At 46.8% G+C, this 11,751-nt stretch carries 9 protein-coding genes; 4 read left to right on the forward strand and 5 right to left on the reverse strand.

The window, feature by feature from the left end:
- Positions 1-34 precede the first annotated feature (34 nt).
- Positions 35-1,093, reverse strand: coding sequence for an N-acetyl-gamma-glutamyl-phosphate reductase (gene argC, locus QUA34_RS25895; RefSeq protein WP_333084129.1), 1,059 nt, complete (start codon positions 1,091-1,093; stop codon positions 35-37).
- A gap of 433 nt (positions 1,094-1,526) precedes the next feature.
- On the opposite strand from argC, the gene QUA34_RS25900 reads away from it, so the two are divergent.
- Positions 1,527-2,543 (forward strand): sulfate/molybdate ABC transporter ATP-binding protein, encoded by a 1,017-nt coding sequence (locus QUA34_RS25900; RefSeq protein ID WP_333084131.1) that lies wholly within the window; start codon positions 1,527-1,529, stop codon positions 2,541-2,543.
- 286 nt (positions 2,544-2,829) lie between these two features.
- Here the strand turns inward: QUA34_RS25900 and QUA34_RS25905 are convergent, their stop codons facing one another.
- On the reverse strand, positions 2,830-3,171 hold the full coding sequence (locus QUA34_RS25905) for a low temperature-induced protein (RefSeq protein ID WP_333323799.1): 342 nt from the start codon (positions 3,169-3,171) through the stop codon (positions 2,830-2,832).
- Positions 3,172-3,609: 438 nt separating this feature from the next.
- A complete protein-coding gene (gene hisF / locus QUA34_RS25910) occupies positions 3,610-4,401 on the reverse strand; it encodes an imidazole glycerol phosphate synthase subunit HisF (RefSeq protein ID WP_333323798.1) in 792 nt (263 codons plus the stop codon).
- Between the two features lie 512 nt (positions 4,402-4,913).
- Between hisF and QUA34_RS25915 the strand changes: the two genes are divergently transcribed.
- The 3 genes from QUA34_RS25915 (at position 4,914) to nadB (ending at position 8,543) form a co-directional block, all read left to right on the forward strand.
- Positions 4,914-5,900: an adenylate/guanylate cyclase domain-containing protein gene (locus tag QUA34_RS25915; protein ID WP_333084136.1), complete on the forward strand. Its 987-nt coding sequence runs from the start codon at positions 4,914-4,916 to the stop codon at positions 5,898-5,900.
- A 255-nt stretch (positions 5,901-6,155) separates the two neighbouring features.
- Positions 6,156-6,590 carry a photosystem II complex extrinsic protein PsbU gene (gene psbU, locus QUA34_RS25920; protein ID WP_333084137.1) on the forward strand — a complete coding sequence of 145 codons (435 nt, stop codon included), beginning with the start codon at positions 6,156-6,158 and terminating at the stop codon, positions 6,588-6,590.
- A 300-nt stretch (positions 6,591-6,890) separates the two neighbouring features.
- On the forward strand, positions 6,891-8,543 hold the full coding sequence (gene nadB / locus QUA34_RS25925; protein ID WP_333389955.1) for an L-aspartate oxidase: 1,653 nt from the start codon (positions 6,891-6,893) through the stop codon (positions 8,541-8,543).
- A gap of 21 nt (positions 8,544-8,564) precedes the next feature.
- Here nadB and QUA34_RS25930 read toward each other — a convergent pair whose 3' ends face one another.
- A complete protein-coding gene (locus tag QUA34_RS25930; RefSeq protein ID WP_333312315.1) occupies positions 8,565-8,819 on the reverse strand; it encodes a hypothetical protein in 255 nt (84 codons plus the stop codon).
- Positions 8,820-9,276: 457 nt separating this feature from the next.
- A complete protein-coding gene (locus QUA34_RS25935) occupies positions 9,277-11,412 on the reverse strand; it encodes a CHASE2 domain-containing protein (protein WP_333389957.1) in 2,136 nt (711 codons plus the stop codon).
- Positions 11,413-11,751 lie beyond the last annotated feature (339 nt).

An 11,751-nucleotide genomic window follows, 5' to 3' on the forward strand; every position in this document is an offset into this window, starting at 1 on the left:
GAACCAGTTAAATCTGGATATTACCGATCCTCAATTAAGGATAGAAAGCCAATTGTGGCAAACCCAAAGTTTCTTCCCAACCCATCATCAAGTTCATGCACTGGATGCCTTGACCGGCTTGTCCCTTAATTAAATTGTCGATCGCCGATAGCACAATCACCCTGTCAGTACGCGGATCGACTTCCACACCGATGTAACACAAATTTGTGCCGCAAGCCCATTTTGTTTGCGGATAAACTCCCGCCGGTAACACTTTTACCCAAGGACTATTGCGGTAAAAAGCACTAAAAATTGTGATTAAATCTTCCCGCACCAAACCCGGATCGCGCAAAGTTGCGTACACAGTCGCCAAAATTCCCCGCACCATCGGAATTAGGTGGGGAGTAAACTGAACTTTAATATCATGTCCCGCTAAATCGCTGCAAATTTGCTCGATTTCTGGCGTGTGGCGGTGGCGGCCAACACCGTAAGCGCCCAGAGAACCCTCTGCTTCAGCCAACAAGAGATTAACTTCGGCTTTGCGGCCCCCTCCCGAAGCACCGGATTTGGCGTCGATGATAGCTGTTTCTGGCACAATGAGGCCTTGTTTGAGCAAAGGTGCCAGGGCTAATAAACTAGCAGTGACGTAGCAGCCGGCACAGCCTACTAATTGAGCGTTTTTAATGCGATCGCGGTACAATTCTGGCAAACCGTAAACAGCCGTTGCAGCCAGTTCAGAGTCCGATCGCTCGCCGCCGTACCAAGCTTTGTAAGTGTCCAGATTTTCAAATCTGTAATCAGCCGACAAATCCAAGACTTTGCAGCCTTTCTCTATCAGCGTCGGTGCCATTTTGCAAGCTAAACCGTTCGGCAGCGACAGAAACACAACTTCGCATTTTGCTGCTATTTTGTCTAGGTCGATCGCCTCGACTGTCAAATCAATGCAGTTAGTCAGATGCGGGTAAAGGCTGGAATAAGGTTTTCCTGCACTGCTATCCCCGCCCAAATAAACTACTTCAGCCGCCGGGTGGTCCGCCAGCAGTCGCACAAGTTGCACGCCGCCGTACCCTGAAGCGCCGATAATTCCTACAGGCACACGTCCAACATCTCCCATTTTCCTTTATCCCCTCAGCCGTTGAAGTCAAAAACGCTTGAACTTTTGCTGCATTGTAGTACCAAACGTCAACTTTGGTGGCAAAGAATTGTGTTGTTTTGTTTTGGAGGTGCATTTTTGTTGATTTTCGGCTGTTTGATACCGCCCAAAACCCATACAAAGCCCTGGAACTCCGAAAGTTTTAGACCAAAGTTCCATCTTCCAGATTCCAAGCTGCAAGTAAATCTAAAATCTAAAATCTAAAATCTAAAATCGACTGACCGATCGCCAAAACCCTAAAATTAACAAACTGATGTGCGATCGTGCTATAAAAAAACTTACCTTAACCCATCCACAAACCGGAGATTAACATTTTTCCCTCTTGCCTCTTGCCTCTTGCTTCCTGTATCCTGCCTCTTCCCTCTTCCCTCTTCCCTCTTCCTTCTTCCTACCTATGGGCATAGTTGTAGAAAACGTATCAAAACAGTTTGGCAGTTTCCAAGCACTCGATCGAGTCAGCTTAGAAATTGAATCGGGTTCCCTAGTCGCATTGCTGGGCCCGTCTGGTTCCGGCAAGTCTACACTGCTGCGGCTGATTGCCGGTTTAGAAATGCCCGACTCCGGCAAAATCTGGCTAACAGGCCAAGATGCCACGAATACTAGCGTCCAAGACCGCAAAATTGGGTTCGTGTTTCAGCACTACGCGCTATTCAAGCACATGACAGTGCGAAAAAACATCGCTTTCGGGCTGCAAATTCAGAAAACACCGCCCGCGAAAGTCAAATCGCGGGTAGAAGAGTTGTTGAATTTAGTGCAATTGGCAGGATTGGGCGATAGATACCCGTCGCAACTTTCAGGAGGCCAGCGACAGCGGGTGGCCCTCGCCAGAGCCCTGGCTGTGGAACCGAAAGTGTTACTGCTAGACGAACCTTTTGGGGCTCTTGATGCCAAAGTTCGCAAAGACTTGCGTGCTTGGTTGCGGCGACTGCACGACGAAGTTCACGTTACCACAGTCTTTGTGACGCACGATCAAGAAGAAGCGATGGAAGTTGCCGATCACATCACAGTAATGAATAAAGGTAAAATCGAACAAGTAGGAACACCCGCAGAAATTTACGACCATCCAGCGAGTGCTTTTGTCATGAGTTTTATCGGCCCAGTCAATGTATTGCCCAGCAGTTCGAGGATGTTTCAAGACAACGGCTTTGACTCAGCCAACCCGGAGATTTTTTTGCGCCCTCACGACGTAGTAATTGAAACTACAGAAAATAGTGCAACAGTGCCTGCAAGAATCAGTCGCTTGATTCATTTGGGATGGGAAATTCAGGTAGAATTGACCTTAGATGACGGTCAAGTAGTAAACGCTAATTTGACTAGAGAAAGATTCGATAGCTTGAACTTGCAGCCCCAGCAAAGAGTGTTCGTAAAGCCGAAAGATGCCAAGTCCTTTCCACTTTTTTATTCCATCTAAGGATCGCGAATTAAATAACTTACAATTTTAATTGTTATTGTGGGATGGGCGTCCCGCCCGTCCTTTTTGGACGGGCGGGACGCCCATCCCACAAACTTGTAGAAGTTATTTAATTCTAATTCCTAAGAGCAATTATGAAAACTCAAGCTAAATTTAGATTGGATACTGCCTTTTCAAGAATGTGGCGCGGTGCGGTGTCTCTACAAAAAAAATCTAGGGACACGGCATCGCGCCGTGTCCCTAATCTTTTATACTGACAACTGTCCGCTGACTACTGCGCGCTGAGTTAGTCTTTAACTTTGCTGACAGCTTTTTTGACTTGTTGCTCAAAGGATGTAGCTTGTGTATTGGAAGGATTTTTCATTTTTTCAATGTCAGCGTCTCCCTGAACTTCGTTGGGTCCTTTGCTGGCTTTTTCTTGAGTTTCTTCCAAGGACATTGGTTTTTTCAGTACAGCTTCTTGAGATTCTTTTTCAATCCCTAAAAGTTGGTCTTCACCTTTGGTGGGGCTGCTAGTAACGGCAAAAGCGGGAAAAGCATTAGAAACAAACATCAAGGCACAAAAACAAACAGCTATTAAAGTGCGGACTAAACGCTTGGCAGGGAAGTTAAAGCTGATAAAAGACATACAAAATTTCTCCGTTTTTAGAAGTTTTGATCGCTAAGATTGTTAACAGGCTGAAGCTCACTCATATTCTGCACAATCTTTAACTCAATTTTGATAAAAGCAACCGTTGCTTTCTTTCAAATTGAGCTAATATATAATATTTAGCTGAAAAAGCTGGTATTTGAAATCCTTCTCAGGGAATATTTCTAGATGACTGGCGTCGATCGCCCCAAGAGAGTTATGTAGAAGGCACTTGTGTAGAATCAAAAAAATTCTCTATAAGTGCCTTCGGATGCGCCTCACATAGCGGTATCAATGTCAGTAACTGGTTTTATCGTTGGATGGGGTGGGGGCGGGTTTATTTAGCCTCTTTGCAACGTGAGAGGGCGCTTGAGTGAACCCGCAGAGCGGTTTGTTAAAAATGTTGCAAGATATGAGATGCGCCCGACTATCCACTGACTAATGACTAATAACTAATGGCTGCTGCTGTCGCACGGGAACTTGACATTTTGCTAGATAAGTTTTAATTTCTCCTACACTGAGTTGCCCGTAATGCAGCAGGGAAGCCAGCAGTGCAGCTTCTGCTTTGCCCTCAGTCACGGCTTCGTAGATGTGGTGGCAGTTGCCGGCGCCCCCGGAAGCAATGACGGGAATTTCCACAATTTCGGCAATGCTGCGAGTTAATTCCAAGTCGTAACCGGCTTGAGTGCCATCAGAGTCCATGCTTGTCACCAGAATTTCGCCGGCGCCGCGCTGTTCGGCTTCTTTGGCCCAAGTGATCGCATCTTTGCCTGTATTTTCTCGCCCTCCGCGCACGTACACGTCCCAACCCGGATTATCTGCGTCTTGCCGTTTGCGGGCGTCGATCGCCACTACAATGCACTGATTACCAAATCGATCGCTGGCTTTGTCAATTAAACTCGGATCGCGCACCGCCGCCGAATTAATACTCACCTTATCAGCGCCCGCCCTCAATAAACTTTTAATTGTGTCTAAGGATTGGATGCCGCCGCCCACCGTCAAAGGGATAAATACTCGATCGGCCGTTCGGTACACCACATCGATCATAATATTCCGGTCTTCGTGAGTCGCCGTAATGTCCAGAAACACCAACTCGTCAGCACCCGCATCGTTGTATACCTGAGCCATTTCTACCGGATCGCCAGCATCCTTAAGGTTGACAAAATTGACACCTTTGACCACGCGACCGGCTTTCACATCCAAACAAGGCAAAATTCTTTTCGATAACATAAAATTCTCGTATTTCCAACTTATTGACCGCCGCAGCGAGGAAAAGGCTTTGTTGATATCTTCAAAAACCAGAAGTTAAGCAACAAATCTTAAAGATACCTTGTGTTTAACAATTCTCGGTCGGAGCCGGAGAGCCATTTTTCAGTTTTTTTAGGCCCCCTGAGAATAAATAAAACTTGGCTCGCAGTGGGAGCCGTGACCTTAGGTAGAATATGGGTAGAGAGTTATGTTTCCGCAAAAAGCAACAAATTTAATTCCCCAGAGACATCTTTGGGGTGAAAAATATGACAATTTCGCCTATGATCGAACCATAACTACCTTCGCTGGCGATCGAATTGTGGTTCGGCAATCCTGTATGCTTTGGTGCATCGACGATCGACTAAACAATTTTAGATTTGAGAACAGCAGATTTGAGGTTTTTTAGCAGCAATCTCAGTTATAAGCCGCGCGGTAAAGTTAAAATTTAAAGTTTAAAATCTCAAATCGGTTGACTTGATGTCGTTTTTAGGGCTGTGGTGACTTTGCAAGCCAATCCACATTTGGTACTTCGTACAGAGAAAAGCGGCAATCGCTACTTGCCGCTCTCCGGCAGCAATTGCTGGACAGTAGGGCGGAGCGATGACAATAATTTTGTACTGACAGATCGCTGGATTTCCCGTAATCACGCGATGTTACAGCAAATGGAGACAGGAGAGTTCTACCTGATCGACTTGGGCAGCCGCAATGGTTCCTTTGTCAACGGGCGGCGCGTCAGTATTCCTGTCACTCTCAGAAATGGCGATCGGATTATTTTCGGTCAAACCGAATTGGACTTTTACAACCCAACCGCCGGCCACCGACACGATCCAATACACGAGACAGACTCTGAAGATTTTACGGCGACTTTGACGGTGCGTAGCCTGATTAGCGTCATGGTAATGGACATCCGAGACTTTACAGTTTTGACTAGGCAGCTAGACGAAACCCTCCTCTCGGAAGTTATCGGCAACTGGTTCCGCAAAGCAGGACAGATTATTCGCGAACACGGCAGTTGGGTGGACAAATACATCGGCGATGCCATCATGGCAGTCTGGTTCCACAAAACCAGCGGTGTCAGCAGCGAGGAAATGATGCGGATTTGCCAAGCTTTGAGCGAACTGCACAAGGCAACAGACGAACTCAGCAGCCGTTACCCCCTGCCTTTTCCTTTGCGAGTCGGGGCTGGCATCAATACCGGTTATGCAATGGTGGGAAATTCTGGCAGCAGCGACCGATCGGACTATACCGCCTTGGGAGATACTGTAAACGCAGCATTTCGCCTGGAATCTTGCACCAAGCAACTCGGCAAGGATATCGCTGTGGGAGAAACTACCTACAAATACCTGACGCAATTGGGGGCCCAGGGCGCTTTCGAGCAGCACACCGTTGCTTTAAAGGGTTACGACACTCCCACCGTGACTTACGGCGGTACTTATGCTGACTTGAATGCTTTTCTCAAAACGAAAGGAAAAAGTTCTTGATAGCGAGAAAATTGGGGGCGGGGCAAAAATTAACCCTTTAAAATGGCAGTCCGAGTTTTTAATTGGGAGTGCCTTTGATAAACTTGCCTGCGATGCTTAAAAGTCGGCTATTATCATATATTGTCAGCCTTGTCAATACCAAAATGTAAAGTTTATAACAGCCCTCTACCTATTGCGGATTTATCTGAAAAACTGCATAAGCAAAATGGTAGTCTCTACATAAATGCTGTGTATGAAATTGGGAGACAAAACTTCATGAAACGATTGGGTCGTCTATTGGCAGTATTGGGCTTAGTGCTGGGCTGCTTTGCATGGGCTGGAGACCAAAGTGCGATCGCGGCAACCTTGAGCCGTATCGTCTTGCCATCATCCTCGCTCCTAGCTGTTGAAGCTCCGGCTAGAACCAATCGCGCCGATGAGAAGCTTGCCACAGAATACGGCAAAAAACTTGATTTGAACAACAGCGCCGTCCGAGACTTTCGGGAATTTCGAGGGTTGTATCCCACTTTAGCTCGACTAATTATTAAGAATGCTCCTTACGAAAATGTTGAGGACGTACTCAATATTCCAGACTTGACGGAAGCTCAGAAAAAAGTGCTGCAAGCTAACATGGAAAAGTTCACCGTAACTGATGTTGAATCAGTCTTTATTGAAGGAGACAACCGGTTGAATAATGGTCTCTACGACTAGGTAGCAGCGGGTCTCTTTTGAAGGCATTCGCAATTGGGCAGAAGGCATTCGGCAGAAAGAAAAGATTTTTTTCTACAGGCTGATGACTTCTGCCTTTAATTTCTCAAGACTTACTTTCAACCACCATTCGGCAAAAGCCGACCCAAATTCGCTAGATTGAAATAAGCGGGTTCCCCTCATTCATCTAAAATCTAAAATCTAAAATCTAAAATCCCTTGACTGACATTAGTTCAAGTCCCCAGATTCATCTGTAGACTCAATTCTAAAATCTAAAATCTAAAATAGACTGGCGGCAGACTTATGACTGACAAATTTGACGTATTGGTAATAGGTGCTGGCGCGGCGGGTTTGTACACAGCACTTTGCCTGCCAGAGCATTTGCACGTGGGCTTGATCAATAAAAATACCCTGCCTGTTTCTGCAAGCGATTGGGCTCAAGGAGGGATTGCGGCGGCGATCGCCCCTGAAGATTCCGCAGCGCTGCACGTTCAGGATACACTGGCTGCGGGAGCCGGTCTTTGCGATTTGGAGGCGGTGAAATTTTTAGTCGAGGAAGCTGGTGCTTGCATCGACTCCCTGGTGAAAATGGGCGTTGCATTCGATCGCACCGGCCCCGATTTAGCCCTCACCCTAGAAGCAGCGCACTCCCGCCGCCGAGTTCTCCACGCCGCCGACACTACGGGCAAAGCCGTTATCAGTACGCTGACAGCAAAAGTATTAAGCCGCAAAAACATTCAACTCGTATCTCCTGCCTTTGCTTTGAGTCTGTGGCTAGACAAAACCGGGCGGTGTCAGGGGATTAGCTCGATTTGCGGCTCACAAGTCAAGTGGCTGCAGGCCAAAGCCGTGGTGCTGGCGACAGGCGGCGGCGGACAAGTTTTTGCTCAAACGACCAATCCGTCGGTAAGTACCGGGGACGGGGTGGCAATTGCGTGGCGCGCCGGGGCCTTGCTGCGAGACTTAGAATTTGTGCAGTTTCACCCGACGGCGCTGAGCACCGCGGGCGCGCCTCGGTTTCTCATTAGCGAAGCGGTGCGGGGAGAAGGAGCTCATTTGGTTGACAGTAAGGGATATCGCTTTGCTTTTGACTCTCACCCCAGCGGGGAACTAGCCCCTAGGGATGTTGTCAGTCGCGCTATTTTCCGCCACTTGCAGAAGACGGGGGAACCTCATGTTTGGCTGGATTTGCGCCCGATTGCGGTCGATCGACTGCGGTACAGGTTTCCCAATATTATTCAAGTGTGCGCTGATTGGGGAATTGATATTTTTTCCGAACCGGTGCCGGTGACGCCCGCGGCCCATTACTGGATGGGAGGGATTGTCGCTGACAAGTTTAACCAAACTTCGATTCCGGGTTTGTACGCGGTGGGAGAAACTGCGAGCACGGGGGTACACGGCGCTAATCGGTTGGCGAGCAATTCGCTGCTGGAATGTCTGGTTTTTGGGGCGCAGATGGGACTTTTGCAGCTAGAAGGTGGAAGGGCCGAGGCATTCGCCGATCAGTTCGAGGCGGGGGAAATCTGGGAAAAATCGATTTCTGAACAGGACATTGAGGCGATCGAAAGGTTGCGGGTTGAGTTGCGGAATTTGGTGTGGCAGAGTGCGGGCATTTGCCGGGGACAGCGGGATTTGGAAAGGGCGATCGTCCAACTTGAGATTTGGCGGCAAGAATTTGCTTCATTGCCTTTGAGTCAAACGCTTGATAATTTACGGCCAGGACAAATTATTGATTTTTCCCCTGCTGAGGCCCAGAATAGCTCGATTTTGCGAAATTGGGGAGAAGTTGGCAATTTATTGGATATCGGCTATTTAATTGTCAAAAGTGCTGCGTTTCGCACCGAAAGTCGCGGCGGTCATTACCGAGTGGACTATCCCCTCACCGATCCGGATTGGTGCAGCCATACTTTAATTAACCAATCCCATTGGTACAAATCTCCGCGCATAGAAGATTGAAAATTTATTGAAAATTTGGGGTCAGCGCGTTCCCGTACCGTCACTTTCGGGATTCCCGTTCGGGGTTGGTTCGTATTGTTGGGGATTTCCCAACCTAGAGGTTGGTGTAACTGTCCAAACTCTGGGGTTCTCGCCCGTGCTACGGGCTTTTGTGAAATTGCTAGTTGAGTTGCTGGCAAGTCGAGCCGCATTTGCGGTGCCGACTGTATTCACTTGCAGGCAGGCCGCCAGGGTTGCCGTTGTTGTGAGCTGAATCAAAGTACGCATAGTATTCACAGCCTTATTCAAATCACCGCAATAGATCCACGTCTGTACCACCTATTATATCTATCAATTTCCGTATTTCCACTGATATCTTTACATTTACTTTAATTAACTTTCGTAAGTTTACATAAATTTTTTTACATTAAGGCTTTTGGGCGATTTGAATTTGGTTTCAGGTTGTGATTTATTTTAATATTTTGGAACATTTAGAGAAGACGGCAAGTTGTTCTCATAAATTTTATATTTTGCTAAGTATATCTAATGGCAGATGACCGATTAAAGTATTTTAAATTACATGATTTTAAATTTGAGATTTTACTACTTTGGACATTTTTTTCAACGGTTTTAAAAAGCTTAGAGGGCTTACAGTTTAAGGAGCGAGCTATTTTTTTAAGTTAGCTGCACAGACTTATCAAGAAGGGGGTGGGGACTTTACCTACAGTTGCATTATGTTGTTAACTGCTCTTAATTAATAAAAGTGATATTGATTTTTCCCGCGTTCCTTAGCACGATACATCGCAACATCGGCATTCTTAACTAACATCTCTGGCTCTTGACCGTCAATGGGATATAAACTAATCCCAATACTTGTAGTTACAGAAACTGTATGTTCTTCTAAAATAAAAGGCTGCATGATAGCGTCGCAAATTTTTTCAGCTACTTTCGCAGCTTCCTCGCGACCTGGAATTGCGGGCAAAATGACTGTGAACTCGTCGCCGCCCAACCGCGAGATTGTATCGCTGCCGCGCAAGCATTTTTTGAGCCGACTGGCAACTGTTTTTAAGAGTAAATCACCCACATTGTGTCCGAGAGTGTCGTTGATTGATTTAAATCCATCTAAATCTAAAAAGAGTAAAGCTACCAATTCCTGAGTGCTAGAGGCTATTTCTAAAGACTTATGCAAGCATTCGTAGAACATTTGGCGGTTGGGCAAACCGGTAAGAGAATCGTGATAAGCTTGGTGGCTGAGCTCAGCATTTTTTTGTTCTAGGGCATTTGCGCGGAGTTGGCGCTCGGTAATATCTCTGATTGCTCCGACTAAAAATAGGTTGCCGGCGGCATCTTTATGCAGGGATCTTTTAGTCGCAATTAGATGCGTAATTCCGTGAGCGTCAGTAAAATATTCTTCATTTTCTCGCGGCTGGTGAGTTTGAAATACTAATTCGTCTTGCTGCCAAAATATCTCGGCTTCGGCTTGGGGAAATAAATCGTAATCGGTTCGGCAAGTTAAAATTTCTAAAGGATAGCCAATAAACCGACAATATGCCTGATTCAAAACTACGCAGCGGTGAGTTCGATCTTTGACAAAAATGGGGTCGGGAATTGTATCGATTAGCGATTGTAAAAATTCTTTAGACCGTTTTAATTCTTCTTGCAAGTGAGCCAGATAACCCACAACAGCAGCACCAGAACCCACAAGACTGAGGATGGGAGGAATTAACGGTAGCCACCAACCTCTTAAGAATACTAAGTATAAACTAGCACTTAGACCTAGACAGATACTTAATAAACAGTAAGCCGATCGACCAAGCGATCGCAAATTCCAACTCACATTTGCTCCCGCCCAAGACCACACCAAAATCCACAGCAACTCCGCAGCCTCTGACCAGACATTGATACCCCCGCGCCCGTCGATGGCTGCACTCAAAATTTGGCTCAAGAAATGAGCCTGAAGCTCGACTCCCGGTATTTGCTGGGGAGGACCAAACCAACCGGAACTGTAAGAATTTTGGTAAAAGTCTTTGAGGCTGGGGGCATTTGAGCCGATCAAGACAACGCGCGATCGTACAAAATCAGCAGGTACTGTGCCAGAGAGCACATCGCTCATCGATGCAGTGCGAAAACTGCCTCGCGGGCCGCGCAGGTTGGTCAAAATTTGATAGCCACGGCTGTCCGCTCGAACGTAAGCACCGTCATTCGGTTGAAAAGGCCGAAAAACCCCCTTGCCTAACTGCAAGTATTTAGGATTGGCTTTTGCTGATTGAGGGGAAATTCCTTCGCTTTTGAGGTAAAGTAAAGCCAGTCTGAGTGCGAAACTTTGATGAGTTTTGCCGTCTCCGGGCCAAGCGTAGAGCAAAGTTCGCCGGACTGTTGAGTCAGCGTCGATAACAACGTTGTTGAAACCGATTCGATCGAGCTTGTCAAGTACCGGAGGCGGGCGAACTCCGAACCTGGTTTCGTCGGGCATCAACTCAATTCCGATTAAGTTGGGAATAGTTTTAAAAGTTTTGAGCAATTCGGCGTTACCCGGTTGAGTTGGCAAATCTCGGTAAATGTCGAGGCCGATCGCCCGCGGCTTGCCAGCGTGCAATTTTTGCAGCAATTGGGCCAAGACAGCATCCGAAATTGGGTAGCCGTATTTTTGCAAGTCAGCTTCCTTAATTTCTACAATGACGATGCGCGAGTCAATGGGTTCGGCCGGCCGCCAGCGCACAAAGTGGTCGAAAGCAGCCCATTCCCACACCTGAAAACATCCGAACCAGCGCATTACAATGACGCTACTAGCAACGGCACTCGCAGTAATCAATACTCGGCGTTCTCGATCGACCCATTTTTTGATAGTTTCTAGCATATTTTGGGGATGTGGGCCTCGCCCTGTGAGCATCTAAACTACTACTAGGTATAGGTTTTACCTCTCCGGGGCGATCGGCTAAGTCGATTTTAGATTTTAGGTTTTAGATTTTAGATTTTTTGGTTTTTCGGTGCGGGCGAGTCGATTTTAGATTTTAAATTATCCAATTTTTTGGTTTTTTGGTGCGATCGGGCTGCAACAGCAGAAACCGGGTTTCGCAACCAAAATATGTCATTTCAACAATCATTCTGGTAGCAGAAACCCGGTTTATTGCATTTTTATGTAAAAGTTTTAGTAATTAGGGCTTGCTGAATATATCGAGCGCATATTACGTGGGCTGGGTTAAGAGAGCGTGCGATCGAGAGTAAAGTG

The sequence above is a fragment of the Microcoleus sp. POL10_C6 genome (assembly GCF_036701585.1).
In the GTDB taxonomy this organism is placed as follows: Bacteria; Cyanobacteriota; Cyanobacteriia; order Cyanobacteriales; family Microcoleaceae; genus Microcoleus.

What these genes read in the sequence shown, in the direction of transcription:
- hisF (WP_333323798.1), bottom strand. Translation starts at nt 4,401, where the DNA reads ATGTTATCGAAAAGAATTTTGCCTTGTTTGGATGTGAAAGCCGGTCGC.
- argC (WP_333084129.1), bottom strand. Translation starts at nt 1,093, where the DNA reads ATGGGAGATGTTGGACGTGTGCCTGTAGGAATTATCGGCGCTTCAGGG.
- nadB (WP_333389955.1), top strand. Translation starts at nt 6,891, where the DNA reads ATGACTGACAAATTTGACGTATTGGTAATAGGTGCTGGCGCGGCGGGT.
- QUA34_RS25935 (WP_333389957.1), bottom strand. Translation starts at nt 11,412, where the DNA reads ATGCTCACAGGGCGAGGCCCACATCCCCAAAATATGCTAGAAACTATC.
- QUA34_RS25900 (WP_333084131.1), top strand. Translation starts at nt 1,527, where the DNA reads ATGGGCATAGTTGTAGAAAACGTATCAAAACAGTTTGGCAGTTTCCAA.
- psbU (WP_333084137.1), top strand. Translation starts at nt 6,156, where the DNA reads ATGAAACGATTGGGTCGTCTATTGGCAGTATTGGGCTTAGTGCTGGGC.
- QUA34_RS25905 (WP_333323799.1), bottom strand. Translation starts at nt 3,171, where the DNA reads ATGTCTTTTATCAGCTTTAACTTCCCTGCCAAGCGTTTAGTCCGCACT.